Raw genomic sequence first — 17,598 nt, forward strand, 5'->3', positions numbered from 1 at the left:
TCCTGAAATGGAATATTTGATATATGGAAGTCCGCCAAGAAGTACCTCCTCGTTTCCAGGATTTCTTTCCATAACGTTTAAAATGGCTTCAATTAAAGATTTAGGGAAAAAGAAAGGCTCAATCCCTTTCCTAATATTTCTAAGCCATGATTGAAATTCGTCTCTTTTGTCATTTATATACTTCTTAAATTCAATCAAGCCTCCATTGAATTCAATTCCAAAAGATTTTAAAGAGTCTAATTTTATTTTTCTATAATCTTCAAAGGAAAATGCTTCAAAACTTGATGCTGCGATACTTTCTAAACTTTCAATAAACTCCTTTATAAGTATTAGGGTAAATAAATGTTCAAATGCGGCCTGCCATATATCTTCAGGAACTCCACGCTTTTGCAACTGATGCACTGTTAACGTATCAACTTTCCAATATAATCCAATGTTTTCAATAGAATCACTAGCTATGTATTCTTTTTTTTCGGAAAAAGTAGTTTGATGTGACAGGTATCTTAGTAACATTGTTTTACCACAACCTCTACCTCCTATGAAAATTTTAGATTTTGAAGTTTTCTTAAAATCAATTTTTTCATAAATAGGAGGAATAACAAAATCTTTAAATAGATCAAATCCAAATTCTTCAGCCCTATTCTGAGATAAAGAATTTGTGTCATTATGATTATCAAAGTAATTATTCATTATCTATTTTTTAATTAAAGGGTACCATCCGTTCTTGTCATCCCATAAAATATTGAGACAATTATCTGGTGCTGAATGATAAAAAGTATACGCCAAGCCTAAATTACCAAACCCATACTTATTTTTGTCTAGCAAATCAAACTTATACTTATCAAGTAAACTATCATAGAACTCTTTTGCAATTTCTCCATTATTGACATCATCATTAAATGCAAAAGAAAAAACATCCAGCTCTTTATTAAGAAATTCCGCAGAAACAATTTGTACACTTCCACATTTATCATTCAAAAATTTAATACCAGTTTCGTGAGCCACTAATGGACTATAAATTGAGTTTGCATTACTCAGAAGTAATTCAAATCCATTTTCTTTATACATGCCTTCAAATTGAGAACCTGTACCCAAAAAGTCATCTATAAAAATAAATGTATTAACTCCATTCTTTAATTCGGTCTTAACTTCTGCAGGATGAATAAACCAATTATCATTTAAACCAATTTTTCTTCTAAAATCTCTTAAAACTACATTAGAACTTTTTACAGGTCTTTCATTTTTTAAAGTTACTGAAACTAATCTTAATTCATTTGTTGGTTGAGATTTTAGTAAATCTAGTAAATCCCTATAATTTACAAAAGCATGTCCACATTTATTTAAACATAGAGGTAATTTTTTGGTAAATAATTCATTTCCTAAAGATGTTACTTGATCACTTGATCTATATATTAATGCATCCAATATACAAGCTGCAAAATAATATTCTAAGTCATTATTGAAATTTCCAAACCATCTATTTAGTTCGTCCTGTCTGATACCATTCCAAATATTATGTCTTATTAAATCCATACAACGATCTTTAACAGTATATATGTATGTATCAGCATTAGGTGGCAAGGAAAATTTACTCATTCACTTTTCAATTTATTTAAATATTATAATCCACATAAAATGTTCATTCATGTATAAATATGAACATTAAATATTTTTTTTTGCTTTTAATCTTTAAGGGAAATTAAAGTTCTGAAATGAACAAATCAAATATAGAAAAAAAATGTAATTTTTTCGTTGTGGAAAACCGTAGAATTAAATTATTTTTTCTGCCAAATAATTCATTCCACACACATTCCACTACTCTCCTATCGTCGCTTCGTAAAATTGTTTGTATTTTGAGATATATGTTCGCATTCTTTTTACCTGTCCTTTACTAAAGAAATTTCTGCACGTGCTATAACCCATAAAATTCGTGTACATTATTGAATTTCCACATTGAATTTTTCTTGAATTTGGACAATTAAAATCTTTTTTTTGAGCTGGTGTATCCTTAACACCATCCCTATTTCTGCATTTACCTTCAAAAGTATGAAGTAAGCTTAACCAATGACCAACTTCATGAGAAATTGTCCTTGAAGTAGAAGTTATTTTCCTGTAATCTATACGGATTCCATTATCATATTTATTTTTTCTCAAAGTAGCACCAGTAGGTGTTGAGGCAGCAGTATTTAAGTTACATATATAAACGTTAAGATATTTTTCTGGCGCATAAATTGGACTCTCTCTAAAAACAAAACGCTTTTTATGTTTAAACTCTTCTCTGTTTGTTTTAACTCTAATAATTCCAGATGTATTTCCCCCATTTGGCAAAATAGTAGCTAATTGAAAATTTATGTTTGGATTTCCAATAGCATACTTAAATTCATCAGGAACAGACACTAAATCATCATTTGTTGACAAAAAATCATCATTAAGTATTTTAAGTGCATTGTAAATTAACTCATCAGATATATTTTCTATGTCCCTTTTGTAAACTATGTGAAAAATTACAGGGACATTTAATTGATTAAATTTTACGCTATCTGTTAATGAGATATTTTTAAGAGGATCTCTTTTTGATTTAGTAGAACATAATACTTCTTGTGTAAAACTAATAATTGGCATTAATAAAATTGTAACTAAAAAAAACGATTTTACATAATTAGCTTTTGCATTAATATAAATAATCATAATTCCTTACTATTAGTACTAGGGTTATTATTACTTGTGTTAAAAATATTATATCCTAAGCCAATTCCAAACCAAGGTTTTCCTTGGTATATCCAATTTTCACCAGTTTTACCTGATAATCGATCCCATCCTGTCATAAGTGCGACTTGAAAATTATCATATTCACCAATAAAACCAATAAAAGGAGTTAATGATGATGCATTCGTTTTAGAGGTTATGATACCATTTTTAACTGTATTCTCATCAATACTTATAGATGTTAGATTTATACCTGCTGCTGGAATTAGAAAAACCTTACCTTTTTTATCTAATCTTATTCTGAATCCAAATGATAAACCAATATTTATATCTCCATTAAAATCGAAAGGTCTAAGTTTATTTCCTTCGCTATCGACTTTGTCACCTCCAGGCCTAATTTTTATAGGAACAGTAATCGCACCTGTTACAAAACTTAGAGATGGATTTGGTTGCAAAAATTTCTTAGCATATTCGTTATAATCACTATTTGATATCTGATAATAATTCACAGTCTCTTTATTTATATTTTTGGACTTACCCTTTTTATCAATCACTTGAGCTGTCGTTACTGTTGCATAAATAGTCTGATTTTTAAGATTATTATCGTCAGGCCATTTTAAAAACTTAATAATATAGCCATCATCATTTGGTTGATCAACTGTAAAACGCCATCCTTTTTGTGCTATAATTGTTTTAGTTGGTACAGTTGGCGAATTTGTATTAAAGTCGTATTCTTCCAAACTCATAGTTCGAGTTAAATAATAAACAGTTTCGTCATCATTCTGAGAATAGGAAAAAGAACATGAAAGAGATAATAGTAGAATTAAAAAAGATTTCATTTGTAAAAGTTTTTAAATTAGACAACAATTTATACAAGGAATTACAACTAAAAAATACCCAATACAAGGTAGTTTTACTTGAAAACTGCTATTAAAAACTCTTAAGGGGAGATTGTTTAATCACTATGAATAAAGTGATTAAGTAAATATATGAAAAATATTTTAATCATTCCATTCCACACACATTCCACTACGCTCCTATCGTCGCTTCGTAAAAAGAGTGTTCCATTAACCGAGTAGAGAAACACTATACAAGAAAAAAATAAAGAAAAGTAATATTTAAGATGAGCTTTTAACCAAAGCCCATGTTGTACATAACGCAAGTACATTATGAGACAGATTTGTCAATCATAATTTGACGCTATGTAAAATGTCTTTAACAATAAAAGCATACGCTTTATTGTAATTTATTATAGAAAAGTAAAATTATAAATTATTTTCATAATCCATACTTTGGTTTATTATGCAAACAATTAAAATGTCAATATCTGTAGTTAAATAAAAAATAGTGTGCGACTTATAAGAAAATCGCTTTAGTGAAAATATAAACTCTGATGCATCACGTCCAAGGGTTACGATATTCGCTAATATTTGAAAAAGATCGTGAATCCCTAATAAATATTCTTTTGCCTGCTTTAACCCAAATGTTTCAATTCCGTATTCATACATTTCTGCTAGATCAATTTCAGCCTTTCGGGATAACTTATAAACGCCCATCTGCTTGCATACGCTTTTCAACTTCTTTCATAATATCGGGAACAGATTTGTCACTAATACCACTACCCATACCTTCTGTTATAGCAGTTTTAAGTGCTGAGAATTTAGCATTTTTTGTCTGATCTCGCCTAACTAAGTCTCGAAGATATTCACTATCATTAGTAAATTCCCCAATTGTAATTCGTGATTTGATCCACTTATCTTGTTTTTCTGTAAATGTTATTGTTTTTCTAATTGTAGACATATATTTTATGTTTAAATAATCATACTATTGATGCAATTTAATGTATTAGATTGAATACTACAAAACTATAGAGTAAAATTTTATGTATTTAGTAATTAATAGAAATCTTGTGAATAAAGCCCATCTTTATACCAAATGAAGTTAGGCAGAGGCATCACGTAAGTATATTAAAACGAACAATTTTATATATATTTATTAGAACTAACCACATTTGTTATACATGAAATTTTATTTCTTATTAGTATTCACCTTTTTCTCAAGATGAAGATTTGCAAACAAAAGTCAATGCATTAAAAGTACAAATTGATCAGTCTAAGAATGTTAAACAACTTATGCTATTAGATAGTTTAAGTGGGTTGACGCGAAACAAGCCAGAATTTCAGTATGATTCTATTGTGCGCAAAACAATTGATTTAGCAAAAAAATTAGACTCCATTAATTTGGCAGCAATGCATACTGCTAATCTTATTAATTTTAATAATAATATAGTAGGAAAACCTGAAGTAGCAATAGAACTATTTAATAACTTAATGCATGAATATAAAGATATTAGTAGTGATGCTGCTTTATGTCAATTATTCATTAATACTGCTGATAGCTATTACTATACGGGAGAGGTTTTAAAGTCAGTTGAATTTTATAAAGTTGCAAATAAACACGCAAAAAAAATTAATAGCGAGCGATTAATGGGTTTAGCAAAGCTTTATGAAGGTTATTCTCATTCTCATCTCGGTAATTTCTCTGAAGCATCCATACGATGAAAACCGCTGCATCGCATTTTAGAAAAATTAAAGACACCTTTAATCTTATTGGTGCTAAAACAGGTATAGCTGTACAGTATAGCCAAGTTAATTTTTTAGAAGAAGCAAACAAAGAACGTAAAGAAGCCATTGAGCTTTGTAAATTAACTAATAACTATATTAGTTTAGTTAATCTATATTTTAATACTGCAACAGACTTTAGATTTGTGGGTAATACACAAGGGAGAGTTGATAATATTAAGCAAGCTATAGAAACAAACAGTAAAGCAAATCGCCCACTTGAAATAGAACACCTCTTATACACGAATTTAGTTGTAGCATTATTAGAGAATGATGAATTACATGAAGCTGAAACGTATTATGAAAAGGTAGTATCCTATAAAGAATTAAATGAAGCTCCCCAAAGTAGAGAATCCTTTATTGAAGCAAAAAAATGGTTGCTATATAAACAAGGAAATTATGATGAAGCCATTACACTTGGTAAAGAATATCTTGAGTTAAAACAGAAACGTCATCAATATGCAGAAACACTTTTTGGTTATAAGTTTTTGAAACTTGTGCTTGAAGCGAAAGGTGATAAATTAAATGCCTACGATTATAGTGAAGGTTATGCGAAGTTAAAAGATTCTATGGAAAGTGCTAAAAATGTTAGATCATTGGCATTTTATCAAACCCTTTATGAAACCGAAAAGAATAGTCATAGAATAGAAGCACAACAAAAAGATATTGAACTTTTAAATGAAAAAAGTAAAGTAAAAAGTCAATATATGATTTTTGGGTTTTTAGGAGTTGTAACCTTATTTGGATTGGTATTATTAGTTCGCTCAAGAAATAGAGCAAAAGAGAACCAATTAATTCAAGAACAATTTTCTAAAGATTTATTGCAATCTCAAGAAACTGAGCGCACACGCATAGCAAAAGATCTACATGATAGTGTTGGACAACAATTGACTTTGATAAAACGAAAAGCACAAGATGAAAATAAAATGGCTTTGGCAAATCTTACCAATAACACATTAGAAGAAGTGCGCAGTATATAGCGAGGTTTATATCCTGCTATGTTAAAACAATTGGGATTAACGGCAAGTATAGAACAGCTTATTTTAGATTATGACGAAGAGACTCCTTTGTTTTTTTCCTCTGAACTCTATAATATTGATACAGCGTTATCGGACGATGCGAGTCTAAACTTATATAGATGTATTCAAGAAATACTTAATAATATTATAAAACATGCGCAAGCCACTTCAGTATCTGTAAAAATTGAAAAGGTAATGAATGCCATTGATATTAGTATTTCGGATAATGGAATAGGTTTTGATGCAAAAACAAAACGCAATCAAAATAGCTTAGGATTAAAAACTATTGCAGAACGCATTCGTATATTACATGGGCAACTACAAATTAAAAGCCAACCTAATAAAGGTACGACCATCAATGTTCAAATTTCGACTCCCTCATGAACAGTTCTATTAAAATTCTGGTGGCAGACGATCACCCTATGCTCTTAACAGGTTTGCGTAACGCACTTATTGAACAAAATTATAATGTTTTAGAAGGTGCTAATAATGGTGCACAGGCACTAGATCTTATTAGTAAAGAAGCGCCAGATATCGCAATAATAGATATTAACATGCCTCTGCTTAATGGGTTTGAGGTGATAGAAAATCTAAAGAAAAAGGCATAGCTACCCGTTTTATTATCTTAACATCCTATAAAGAAAAAGGCTATATTATAAAAGCAAAGTCCTTAAATATATCTGGTTACCTCTTAAAGGATGAACCGTTCTACGAAATTAAAAAATGTATTCAAGAAGTCTATAATGGTAATACCTACTTTAGCACTATGTTTAATGAGGTATTTGATAAGGAAGTCTCACCACAGTTAAAAAAATTAGATTCCTCTCCCTTTCCGAACGTACTATTATTAGGCTTATAGCTCAAGAAAAGAGCTCTAAAGAAATTAGTGAAAGATTGCTCATTTCGGTAAGAACCGTACAAAAACATCGTTCTAATATTATAGCAAAATTAGACTTACCATCGGATGCAGATGCACTAACGTCTTGGGTTTCTAAAAATAAAGCACTTTTTACAGTGTTGTAAGTCACTTATAATTAATATTTTACAATACGTAATACGTACCCATACGTATTTTATGTATGCCCTTACGTAGGGTTATAGCTAAACATATAGTATAGTTTTACATCGTATTAAACCAAAAAACTATACTATTATGAAAACACTATGTTCTACACTTTTACTTATCGTATTTAACTTGACCTTAATCGCTCAAACCGAAACTGATGTTATACATAATATAAGATATATTAATGAGGTGGTTTCTAACAGCGAATCTCTAATAATTAAAAAAATCCAAAATATTGCTGCCTATTACAATATAGAAAATGCTGATGGATATGATGCTAAAAAGAAATCGACCTATGATGTCGTATTTACAGAAACTAACTGCAAAATTGAGGCAACGTATAATTCTGAAGGGGAAATTCTAAATTCAAGCGAAGTTTATTTAGATATGAGATTACCAATGTCTTTAGTAAAACTGATACTTATGGAGAATGACAAATGGCATATTTCTGATAATATCCAAAAAATATACTATAGCAATAACAATGGTGTATATAGTATTTATGAAGTTGAAATTAAAAAAGATAATAAGCTTAAAAAGTTGAAATTTAAAATTGACAGTAAAGCTAATAACAATAGTTATGTTGCGCTGAATTGAATGCCTATTTAGAGAATTAGTAATTTTATAGTCAGACGCAATTATAGTAGACCAACTCAACTTTGAGTTGGTCTTTTTGTTTGTATTTAGTCTACAATGTTATTAATTCGCAAGATCACATTTGTTTTGGAGGTACTCATGATTACCACGCAAGTACATTATAGGGCAAATACTATTGTAGGTTATTTAATAGTAAAAGATGCTGTTAATCCTACACTAAAATTTAATGGCAAATGTTGTACGCCAAAGATGGCACGAGAATGCTTCCCTTTTTCTTCTAGGATTTTTAAAAACAAATCTGAAGCACCATCTACCACTTTTGGCGCTTCATCCCAATTACTACTTGCTTGATAATATACATCTATATGATTTAAACCTACTATCCTATCGAAACCTACCTTATCGTTTATTTGGGCAAGAACATTCATTGCGCATAGTTGCATTGCATTATAACCTTCTTCTGTAGAAAGCTCGTTACCTAACCTTCCTTTATAGAAGTGCTCGCTGTTAACTATTGGAAATTGGATTGCTAAATACGCACTGCTTTCTCTAATGTTAACTGAAACATATGATCCGCCAGGTGTTGATGGGTTTGGCAGTTTTAAGTTATATTTTGCTAAATTTTCTAAAGCATTCATTGTGTGTTCTTTTTAGTTAATAATCTGTATAGCCATGCTCTCCTGGTGTATAGAAGGTATCTGCATTTGGACTAACCAATTTTTGGTTGTTCTGTAGTTTTTCTACAAAGTTAGGATTTGAGATAAAAGGTCTTCCGACATAGACTAAATCTAATCCGCTATTTATAATAGCTTCTCCCTTTTCGATTGAGTTAACATCACCACCAGATATTATAGTGCCTTTAAAGTTTTCTTTAATCGTTTTTTTGATATCTGTAGTAAAGTCTGGAGCTCCAAAAGCTACTCTTTGATCGACAATATGAATATAGGCTAGGTTTAGTAGTGCTATTTGTTGGGATAAGTAAATGAAGGTGTCTTCTAACGCATCATAGTTGGATTGCAAATCATTAAAAGCTCCATAAGGCGAAAGGCGAATACCTACTTTGTCTCCTCCTATTTCGTTAGCCACTTTTTCTGCAATTTCTAAAACGTATCTACTACGATTTTCTATACTACCACCATAATCATCTTCTCTTTGGTTAGACTTAGGATTTATAAACTGATTCAATAAGTACCCATTGGCAGCGTGTAACTCGATACCATCTACATTGGCTTCATTAATAAGACGTTTAGCAGCTAACGCAAATTCATCTTGACTCGACTTAATTTCTTGAAGTGTCATGGCTTTGGGAATCTCGTGAGCGACTAATCCATCTTGATCTGTAAACATTTCGCCAGAAGCTTGTATTGCCGATGGAGCGAGTGCAATACTTCCGTCTGGCATGTTTGCTTTAGCTGTAATTCTGCCTGTATGCATTAATTGTACAAATATTTTACCTCCTTTAGCATGTACTGCTGTGGCAATTTTTTTCCAGCCTTTAATTTGTGTATCAGTATATGCTCCTGGAATGCGAGGATATCCAATTCCGTTTGGTGAAGGTGAAGTGCCTTCGGAAATTATGAGTCCGGCAGTTGCTCTTTGCTGGTAATACTTTGCCATTAACTCGTTTGGAATATTGTCAATGGCTCTAGATCTAGTTAATGGTGCCATTACAATTTTATTATTTAGTTGTATGTTTCCTAAAGAAAACGGTTTAAATATGTTCATTTTTATTTGTTATTTTTATTAGTTACCAAAAGTAACTATTATTAGTGTGCAAAAGATATTTTTGTACATTTGTAGTGAATAAAGTAGTAACCAAATGGTAACTAATATGGGAAGAAAACTAATTGAAAACCATAACGAGTGTCCTATTACCCACTCCATGAATATTATTGGTAATAAATGGACATCTATAATTGTCTATGTATTGGCCAATAGAAAATTAAGGTTTGGCGAACTTGCAATTAGAATTGATAAGATTAGCAGAAAAGTACTTTCTAATCAATTAAAAGAAATGGAGCTAAGAGGCATTGTTAATAGAGAATCTTACGCCGAAACACCACCAAGAGTAGAATATTCTTTAACAAAGAAAGGGGAAGATCTATTGCCTATATTAAAGCAGTTGTGTGCTTGGAGCAAGGGTATAGATCTTGAATCGGGTGATGAAAGTGATTGCTCTACTCCTTAAAATATGCAGTTTAATTCTTGAATGTAATTAATCATTATTGTTTTGAAAATTTGGAGGTTTTAGCGAAATTATGAAATAGTTTATAGCTATAATACACAGATTTGTTTATAGTATAATAGGAACTTCTATTTTGTTACTCGTATAACCCAATTAGAGATTTCTTTTAGGGCCATTGGAGAAAATGTTTGCTCTATTTTTCTATATTCATTCATCTTCCCTGTTTCGCATTCTTGAAAAAAGTGATTTAAATTTTCTAATTCTACTATTTTATAATCTTGATTATTGCCTTTAATTAATGCTTTCCGTATGCCTTCTTGATTAATTTTCGCATTTACTTGAGAGTCTTTACTTCCATTTAACGACAATACTGGGATTTGTAATTTCTCAATTTCATCAGCTGGGTTGTATTGCAAAAAGTAACGTGACCATGGCTTTACACTTGTTTTAACCTGACTATCTATAAATAAATTGATCTTCTCTTCTGGCACATTTAAAGACGTTAAAATTGGTCTTAAAAAATTATTATAATGTGTCGTCAATTCTTTTTTAATTTCTGATACACTCTTATTTGAGGTAACTATGGCAATCGCTTTTCTCGTATTTTTTTCAAAAGCGACTTCATCTTTAACTGGAAAATCTCTTAATGTTTTAGATTGCATTACAGATAATTCTGTTCCAGAAATTCCTGTAGAAGCTAACAATACCATAAAAGCAACATCTTTAGAGTTATTTGCTGCTAAAGGCGCAATAATACCGCCTTCACTATGACCAATCAACCCAATATTTTTTATATCTATTTCTTTTCTGGTTTTTAAATAGGCGATGGCACTCAATACATCTTTAGAAAAATCTTCTGTTGTTGCATTTCCGAAATCTCCTGTAGATTCTCCATGGCCACGATCATCAAAGCGCAATACGCCAATACCTTGTTTTGTTAAATGGTCTGCCAATACTAAAAATGGCTTATGTCCCATAAAACTTTCATCTCTATCTTGTGGACCACTTCCACTAATTAAAATTACAACCGGAAATTTTCCGTTTTTATTTGGTAAGGTTAAAGTACCTGCCAATGTTATTTTTGCTTCAATATTTTCAAAAACGACGTCTTCTTCATAATAAGGATAAGGCTTCACAGGTTCTTGAGACCTTCTTGATTCTTCTATTTTTACAGCTCCTTTTTTTAAATTTAAGGTCATTTCTATGCCTCCTTCTTTATACGTGCCTTCAAATTGTTGCGCTTCATTATTAAAAACTCCTTCATAACGCATCCCAACATTAGAGCCGTCAATTATTAAGGTTCCGTCTGTAATAGTTGTAGCTGAAGGTTTTATACCAGAAATTCTAAAAGTGGGTACGCTCATTGTGGTTGCATACGTCGCGTTTTCTTGTTCGATGTTAAAAACAAAGGTGATTTCTTTATCTCCTCTTTTGGCTATTCCGCTCCAATCTCCTGAGATATTTTGAGAAAGTGCGTTAGTAATTGCTAGTATTATTAAAAGTGCTGTAATCGTTATTGTTTTCATGTTCGTTAAATTTTGATGATGATGTATAAGCCAAATATTCTTTGGCTGTGTGTTGTTGATGAAATAATGTGATTAATTTAGGAATGAAAGTGATTTTCCATGATGTTAAATTGGTTTTAGAGCATGTTTCCGGCTGCTTCTGCTTGAGCATCTTTACGACGACCAATAAATGCTCCAATGAACAATCCCATACAAATGCCTAAGGAAAGCCCTAATGACTTTTCAAAACGCTCACCTATAAGAACACCAACAACAATTCCAAATAAAACACCTAAACTTACACTTAAGTTAGTGTAGTAACCTTTGGATGTTAAGGAAAGAGTTTCCTTTAAATAGTTCTCAAACTTGCTTAGTGCTTTATTGAAAAACTTTTTTCTATTATCAGGATTTGATTTTAAATTTAGATTCTCAAGTTCTGTTTCTATGGAATGAATTTCGTTTTGTGAGAGTGCTCTATTTTTCAATGCAATTATAATGTGAATAAATTTCTCGTAAACCTTAATTTCAGATTTCTTAGTTGTTTCAGTTTTTAAACTTTCAAAAAAGTTATATGTTTCTTGTAATGTCATAATAATTAGTGTTTTCTTGGTTAGTGGCTGAAAACAAAATTTATTACATGTGAAACTTGATTTTTTTTATAATGTCATCTAAAGCCATATAAACACAGTTCATTAAGAGGCAATTAGCTCCTTAAACTTTCTATATCTGTCATTAATTCTTCTAGTTTTTTAAATACGCTTCCATAAACTAGGTTTAAATCCCATTTATAAATTCGACCTCCAAAAAAGGCCAGTAAAACTAAAATTAATAATACTATTGCGATTCCTATAAGTGGGATTCCATTTATTAAATAGATATCAGGAAAGCCGATAAGAATTTCACTTACAAGTCTTTCACCCAAAGGCATACCTTCTGCATCTTTAAACCAAAAACCTATAATCATTGACATAAATATAATTGGGTACAAAAATCTTGATATTTTTTTATTGATTGCTATCTGCTTATTTATCCACTCATTAAATGTCTTTAAATATTGATAACTACTTACACCTTTATCTATTTTATCTAAACCATTTAATAAATTCTTATTAATAAAAACAAGAACTGAAAGGGTAACAAAAAATATGACACCTGTTATTGGTATTCCTACAAAGAATGAGGCAATTAAAAAGATAAATGAGAATGCAACAATTGCAATCAAATTTATTTTAAACATTCTTTTAAATTTATCAATGATATGAATTGATTTTTGGTTGTAAAGGTTGTTTATTTTTGGAACGACTAATGCGTCACTCTTAAGAAAACCTTCTTTCCATATGTTTTCAATTGATTTTTCCATCTAATATTTTTTTTAATCTAATTTTAATTCTTTTAACACGTACACCAATATTATTAGGATTAGTTCCTATAATCTCAGCAATTTCCTTTTGTGATTTTTCTTCTAAATACAACATAATGATGGCTCTATCTATTTCTGATAGCTTTCTAATAGCATCATATAATAGATTCAGAGATTCGTCTGAAAATGCGTAGTTGTCTTCAGTTTCTTCAACAGTTATAGAATCTGACACAAAATGTTGAACATTATTTTTCTTTTTCTTAAGTAAGGTTAAACAAACGTTTAATGAAATCCGATACACCCAAGTGCTCCATTGAGATTCTTCACGAAAGTTGTCTTTACTCCTCCAAATTTGTAAACACACTTCTTGATAATAATCTTCAAAATCTTGTTGTGAGTTGGTATAGGCTCGGCATAATTTGATGATTATTCCTGCAAATGGTAAAATTGATGTTTTATAAAAATCGCTACTCAATAGTGCTGTTTTTATTGGTTAGTGTCATAAATAAAAAATTATTACACTCTTGCTAAAATTATACAAAAGGAAATGATTTGTAAGCTTACAATATGACGCGGTATTTTTGTGTAATTAAGCTCAGTTAATTTAATTCAGTTTCTATAGTTGATGAATTGAACCCTTTGAAAATTAGCCATAGTGGGAAAATTAACTGAATCAGTCCTATTGGAAGAAGCATATTCATACTAATGCTATTTCCGAAAATCGAAAATAATATTTCAATAAACATTAGAATTACAGCTATTATTCCAAACACTGAAATGATTTTTGGAATTAATTTAAACACATACAAGGTATAGTATAATGTAAATACTGAGAAGCAAGAAATGAGTAGACTTAAGTAATGCGTCCACCAATGTCTTTTACTATATATATTACTTAGAGTAGTTAATGTATTGGTATTATCAGTTTCACTACTAACATATGCATTACTCAATTCTAGCATAGAAAGAACACTAATATTATCAATAGATATAACTATAAAGTTTAGTATCGTAAATGCTAAATATAGAAATGCCAAGGTTATGCTATGTGTTTTAAAAATTGGTAATAAAATTGTTGCTATAACTATAGATAGTATACCGCTTAAACACAACATTAAGGTTGAAGCAATGATTTCATTCGAATTCACTGATGTTGTATTTAGAAATTCATCTGAAAACAGAACAGGGCCTTGTAGAATTTGATAAACTATAACTCCGATTGGAAATATGAGTAGAAATAATAATCCTACGAGTCTTCCAGTTTTTTTATTTGATTTCATCATGTTCTTATTTTATTAATCGATTTACGTTAAGCTTATACATTTTGCCTATTGGAATTTTATGATTTTGAATATGGATTCTATTGCCTTCTATGAGTTCAATTTTATCAATTGAAATTATAAACGATTTATGTACTCTTATAAATTGGTTTTCAGGTAAGTTATGCGTAAAGGATGTCAATGTTTGATGGCAAACAATCATTTTATCTGCCATATTTATTTTCACATAGTTTCCATAAGCTTCTATAAATAGAATATCCTTTAACTTAATTTGATAGTATTTTTTATCTTCTTTTATAAAGATTTTAGTGTCTTCTATAATTTCAGTATTTTGGATTGGATTGGGTTTAATTGTCAATGCATCGGAAACTTTACTTACAGATTTTACAAAACGACTGAAATTAAATGGTTTTAATAAGTAATCTTCAATGTTTAATTCATAACCTTCTAATGCAAATTCTTTGTAGGCTGTTGTAATGATAATCTTTGGCGGATTAGACAAAGTTTTTAGAAATTCTAAACCTGAAAGTTTAGGCATATTTATGTCTAAAAAGATAAGGTCAATTGAATGTTTATTTAAATATTCAAGAGCTTCGAAAGCATTATAACAACTTTTTTGGAATGATAGGTAAGACAAGTTACTCGCATAATCTTTAATATTATCATGAGAGGCAGTTTCGTCGTCTACAATTATATATTTTATCATTCCTTATATATTTCTAATGTTGTTGAATAGATGTTTTCTTCAATACTATTATACAATTTATGTGTGTTTGGATATAATAAATTTAAGCGATTTTTTAAGTTTTTGAGCCCAATACCTTTGTTTTCTGATAATTCTTCAGCATCATAATTATTCTTGACTGCAAAGCTTACTTTACTATCATCTTCAATAAGTTTTATATGAACAAATGCATTTTCGGTTGCTCTTTCAACACCATGTTTAAAGGCGTTTTCTAATAAGATGATAAACAGTAAAGGGGCTACACTTGTATTTGAATTCTTAATCGTTTTTTCAAAATTGATGTCAATATCTTTATGGTATCTAGCCGTTTGCAAATCAATAAAATTTATTAAATAGCTTACTTCGTCTTTTAATTTTACACTTTCTTTACCACTATCGTAAATGGTAAATCGCATTAAATCAGATAACTTTAAGACATAGTCTTGAGCGGCATTAGCATCTTTCTTAATTAAGGAATAAAGATTGTTTAATGTATTAAAGAAAAAATGTGGATTTATTTGATTCTTTAAAAGCATCAATTCTGCTTCCAATTTATCTTTTTTAAGTTTCTGAATACTTTTTCGATATTCGTAAGTCCAATAGAAAATTAAGTATGCAATTTCAATTGCTAAAAGAATTCTTACGCTATTCTTAAGGAAACCTTCATCTAAATCTGTAGTAACATCAATAGCAAATATTAAAAGAGGAATACTTATTCCTAAAAAGAGATATTTTAATCGAAGGTAAGAAGTCCTAAATTTTATTTTTTCAGTTTGAAAGAGATAATACAAAAACGTGTAAAAAACAACTAAGCCCAGTGAACTTGAAAGTACAGCAAAAATTTCGCTTTGAGTGTTTCTTAAAATTAGCATTAATATAATGATAATTCCAGATAGAATTGCTGCTGTTTTATAAAGTTTTTTATATGTCATGATTTTAATCTATTTATGATTTTGACACAAATCTATATTGCATATTCAAGGTTACAGCTTTTATTTTATGAACGTCTCTTTTCATATTGTAAACGTATCAAATTTAATGATAAAGGTACTTTAAATATCATAATGAGGTGATTACCATTTGATACGCTAGCTTCATCAAAATAGTTCTAAATAACGAATATTCAGTTCTAGGTTTGCATCGAATTTAAAACTAAATACATATGAAAACTTTAATTACAATTATTACAATCGCATTATCAACCTTATTTGTAAATGCTCAAACGAGTTCTGAGAAGAAACTATTAAAAACTTTAAATGAAACTACACCAAAGGCATTACAAGACAATAAAGTACCTGGATTGGCATTGGCTATTATTAAAGATGGTGAAGTGATTATTAAAAAGGGATATGGATTTTCTGATGTAATAAAAAATGAGATTATCAATAGTAAAACAGGCTTTAATATTGGTTCTATATCAAAAATGTTTACTGCTTGGGGAGTTATAAAATTGGTAGAAGAAGGAAAACTTAATTTAGATGATTCTGCTTCAAAATATCTTTTGAATTGGAAATTACCATCTAGTGAATTTGATTCAGATAAAGTAACCATCAGGAATCTATTGCAACATACTGCAGGTTTGTCTGTTCATGGTTACAATGGTTATGAAACTAAAGATAAATTAACTTCAATTGGTGAGTCGTTATCTGGAACTTCTAATCCAGATGAGGCTGTAGAACTCGTTATGGAACCTGAAAGCAAATGGAAATATTCAGGTGGTGGTTATTCTATATTGCAATTAGTTATTGAAGACGTTAGTGGGAAATCATTTGCGGATTACATGAAAGAAAATATTTTTAAGCCTTTGAAAATGAAACAGACAAGTTTTAATATTAGTAAAAAGGTTTTAAAAAATTCTGCAAAGGCATATGATGAAGAAGCAAAGGAAATTCCATTACGTCTTTTCAATGCGCAATCAGCAGCTGGTTTACATACAACACTTAATGATCTTATTCTTTTTGCAAAAGCATCATTTTCAAAAAATCCTGTTATATCAGAACAAAGCATTGCACTTCTAATAGAACCTACCGAACTATCCAAAGGGAATTACGGAATGGGTTATATGATTATGAATCGTTTTGGGAATTTTACATTATCTGGTCATGGTGGTTCTAATGAAGGATGGCAATCTGGTTTTATGCTCGATTTTGAATCAAAATCTGGGATTATTATTCTTACCAATGGTTCTAATGGAAAAAACGTTTTATTTGGAAGTTTGCAAGATTGGGCAAAATGGCACGCAAAAAATTAGTGAAATAGCCTTTTTTTTAACAGTGAGTGCTCAACTTATGGACATTCACTGTTTTGCTTTACTGTAGATTACTGGCATCTGCCCTTTCCATTTTCTCCATAAGGTGTCATCACTAATAAGACTAGCCATAAAATGACCAACATTTATACGACTCACTTTGCCAGCATTAAATATGGCACTTCGTGTTGGTGACCGATGTATTTCATAATCGGATACTTCTTCCTCATTTACTAAGCCATCTGGTCTAACTGCAATCCATTCAATAGCATTATTATTATTATTAT

The 17,598-nt window shown here is 30.1% G+C and carries 23 protein-coding genes and 1 pseudogene; 8 read left to right on the forward strand and 16 right to left on the reverse strand.

Features of this window, described 5'->3' with window-relative positions:
• The 6 genes from QZZ53_RS13090 to QZZ53_RS13115 all read right to left on the reverse strand — a co-directional run.
• A partial coding sequence (locus QZZ53_RS13090) for a hypothetical protein (RefSeq protein WP_296385404.1) occupies window positions 1-690 on the reverse strand: 690 nt, incomplete at its 3' end.
• A 3-nt stretch (window positions 691-693) separates the two neighbouring features.
• Window positions 694-1,596 (reverse strand): hypothetical protein, encoded by a 903-nt coding sequence (locus QZZ53_RS13095; protein ID WP_296385406.1) that lies wholly within the window; start codon window positions 1,594-1,596, stop codon window positions 694-696.
• A 219-nt stretch (window positions 1,597-1,815) separates the two neighbouring features.
• Complete coding sequence (locus QZZ53_RS13100; protein WP_296385408.1) at window positions 1,816-2,688, reverse strand: M43 family zinc metalloprotease; 873 nt, start codon at window positions 2,686-2,688, stop codon at window positions 1,816-1,818.
• Window positions 2,685-3,545, reverse strand: coding sequence for a hypothetical protein (locus tag QZZ53_RS13105; RefSeq protein WP_296385410.1), 861 nt, complete (start codon window positions 3,543-3,545; stop codon window positions 2,685-2,687). The genes QZZ53_RS13100 and QZZ53_RS13105 overlap by 4 nt, the downstream gene beginning before the upstream one ends.
• A gap of 426 nt (window positions 3,546-3,971) precedes the next feature.
• Window positions 3,972-4,262: a type II toxin-antitoxin system RelE/ParE family toxin gene (locus tag QZZ53_RS13110; protein WP_296385412.1), complete on the reverse strand. Its 291-nt coding sequence runs from the start codon at window positions 4,260-4,262 to the stop codon at window positions 3,972-3,974.
• Window positions 4,249-4,506 carry a type II toxin-antitoxin system ParD family antitoxin gene (locus QZZ53_RS13115; protein WP_296385414.1) on the reverse strand — a complete coding sequence of 86 codons (258 nt, stop codon included), beginning with the start codon at window positions 4,504-4,506 and terminating at the stop codon, window positions 4,249-4,251. Before QZZ53_RS13115 ends, QZZ53_RS13110 begins: the two co-directional genes overlap by 14 nt.
• A 269-nt stretch (window positions 4,507-4,775) precedes the next feature.
• Here QZZ53_RS13115 and QZZ53_RS13120 point away from each other — a divergent pair, with 269 nt between their 5' ends.
• The 6 genes from QZZ53_RS13120 (at window position 4,776) to QZZ53_RS13145 (ending at window position 8,009) form a co-directional block, all read left to right on the forward strand.
• Entirely contained in the window at window positions 4,776-5,267 is a 492-nt protein-coding gene (locus QZZ53_RS13120) for a hypothetical protein (RefSeq protein ID WP_296385416.1), read from the forward strand.
• Window positions 5,264-6,307: a histidine kinase gene (locus QZZ53_RS13125; protein WP_296385418.1), complete on the forward strand. Its 1,044-nt coding sequence runs from the start codon at window positions 5,264-5,266 to the stop codon at window positions 6,305-6,307. Before QZZ53_RS13120 ends, QZZ53_RS13125 begins: the two co-directional genes overlap by 4 nt.
• 18 nt (window positions 6,308-6,325) lie before the next feature.
• Window positions 6,326-6,730, forward strand: a complete 405-nt coding sequence (locus QZZ53_RS13130; RefSeq protein WP_296385420.1) for an ATP-binding protein — start codon at window positions 6,326-6,328, stop codon at window positions 6,728-6,730.
• Between the two features lie 20 nt (window positions 6,731-6,750).
• Entirely contained in the window at window positions 6,751-6,954 is a 204-nt protein-coding gene (locus QZZ53_RS13135; protein WP_296385422.1) for a response regulator transcription factor, read from the forward strand.
• A gap of 274 nt (window positions 6,955-7,228) precedes the next feature.
• Window positions 7,229-7,369 carry a LuxR C-terminal-related transcriptional regulator gene (locus QZZ53_RS13140; RefSeq protein WP_296385451.1) on the forward strand — a complete coding sequence of 47 codons (141 nt, stop codon included), beginning with the start codon at window positions 7,229-7,231 and terminating at the stop codon, window positions 7,367-7,369.
• 130 nt (window positions 7,370-7,499) lie between these two features.
• Window positions 7,500-8,009, forward strand: coding sequence for a hypothetical protein (locus tag QZZ53_RS13145; RefSeq protein WP_296385424.1), 510 nt, complete (start codon window positions 7,500-7,502; stop codon window positions 8,007-8,009).
• A 182-nt stretch (window positions 8,010-8,191) separates the two neighbouring features.
• On the opposite strand, the gene QZZ53_RS13150 is transcribed toward QZZ53_RS13145, so the two are convergent.
• Together QZZ53_RS13150 and QZZ53_RS13155 are read right to left on the reverse strand one after the other, a co-directional pair.
• Window positions 8,192-8,647, reverse strand: a complete 456-nt coding sequence (locus QZZ53_RS13150) for a RidA family protein (RefSeq protein ID WP_296385426.1) — start codon at window positions 8,645-8,647, stop codon at window positions 8,192-8,194.
• 16 nt (window positions 8,648-8,663) lie between these two features.
• Window positions 8,664-9,734, reverse strand: a complete 1,071-nt coding sequence (locus tag QZZ53_RS13155; RefSeq protein WP_296385428.1) for an alkene reductase — start codon at window positions 9,732-9,734, stop codon at window positions 8,664-8,666.
• Between the two features lie 106 nt (window positions 9,735-9,840).
• Here QZZ53_RS13155 and QZZ53_RS13160 point away from each other — a divergent pair, with 106 nt between their 5' ends.
• Window positions 9,841-10,197 (forward strand): helix-turn-helix domain-containing protein, encoded by a 357-nt coding sequence (locus tag QZZ53_RS13160; protein WP_296385430.1) that lies wholly within the window; start codon window positions 9,841-9,843, stop codon window positions 10,195-10,197.
• Window positions 10,198-10,322: 125 nt separating this feature from the next.
• On the opposite strand, the gene QZZ53_RS13165 is transcribed toward QZZ53_RS13160, so the two are convergent.
• The 7 genes from QZZ53_RS13165 to QZZ53_RS13195 form a co-directional block, all read right to left on the reverse strand.
• The gene (locus tag QZZ53_RS13165) at window positions 10,323-11,720 is read right to left on the reverse strand and encodes an alpha/beta fold hydrolase (RefSeq protein WP_296385432.1); all 1,398 of its coding nucleotides are present in this window, start codon (window positions 11,718-11,720) and stop codon (window positions 10,323-10,325) included.
• A 116-nt stretch (window positions 11,721-11,836) separates the two neighbouring features.
• Window positions 11,837-12,289, reverse strand: a complete 453-nt coding sequence (locus QZZ53_RS13170; protein WP_296385434.1) for a hypothetical protein — start codon at window positions 12,287-12,289, stop codon at window positions 11,837-11,839.
• Between the two features lie 113 nt (window positions 12,290-12,402).
• Window positions 12,403-13,059: a hypothetical protein gene (locus tag QZZ53_RS13175; protein ID WP_296385435.1), complete on the reverse strand. Its 657-nt coding sequence runs from the start codon at window positions 13,057-13,059 to the stop codon at window positions 12,403-12,405.
• Window positions 13,043-13,534, reverse strand: coding sequence for a sigma-70 family RNA polymerase sigma factor (locus tag QZZ53_RS13180; protein WP_296385437.1), 492 nt, complete (start codon window positions 13,532-13,534; stop codon window positions 13,043-13,045). The genes QZZ53_RS13175 and QZZ53_RS13180 overlap by 17 nt, the downstream gene beginning before the upstream one ends.
• Before the next feature lie 124 nt (window positions 13,535-13,658).
• On the reverse strand, window positions 13,659-14,339 hold the full coding sequence (locus tag QZZ53_RS13185) for a DUF4386 domain-containing protein (RefSeq protein ID WP_296385439.1): 681 nt from the start codon (window positions 14,337-14,339) through the stop codon (window positions 13,659-13,661).
• A gap of 7 nt (window positions 14,340-14,346) precedes the next feature.
• Entirely contained in the window at window positions 14,347-15,045 is a 699-nt protein-coding gene (locus QZZ53_RS13190; RefSeq protein ID WP_296385442.1) for a response regulator transcription factor, read from the reverse strand.
• Window positions 15,042-15,995, reverse strand: a complete 954-nt coding sequence (locus QZZ53_RS13195) for a histidine kinase (protein WP_296385444.1) — start codon at window positions 15,993-15,995, stop codon at window positions 15,042-15,044. Before QZZ53_RS13195 ends, QZZ53_RS13190 begins: the two co-directional genes overlap by 4 nt.
• A 230-nt stretch (window positions 15,996-16,225) precedes the next feature.
• Here QZZ53_RS13195 and QZZ53_RS13200 point away from each other — a divergent pair, with 230 nt between their 5' ends.
• Window positions 16,226-17,314 (forward strand): serine hydrolase domain-containing protein, encoded by a 1,089-nt coding sequence (locus QZZ53_RS13200; protein WP_296385449.1) that lies wholly within the window; start codon window positions 16,226-16,228, stop codon window positions 17,312-17,314.
• 45 nt (window positions 17,315-17,359) lie between these two features.
• On the opposite strand, the pseudogene QZZ53_RS13205 reads toward QZZ53_RS13200, so the two are convergent.
• Window positions 17,360-17,598, reverse strand: a pseudogene (locus QZZ53_RS13205) (NAD(P)-dependent oxidoreductase); the annotation flags it as partial.

Source organism: Winogradskyella sp. (genome assembly GCF_016744625.1).
Lineage (GTDB): Bacteria > Bacteroidota > Bacteroidia > Flavobacteriales > Flavobacteriaceae > Winogradskyella.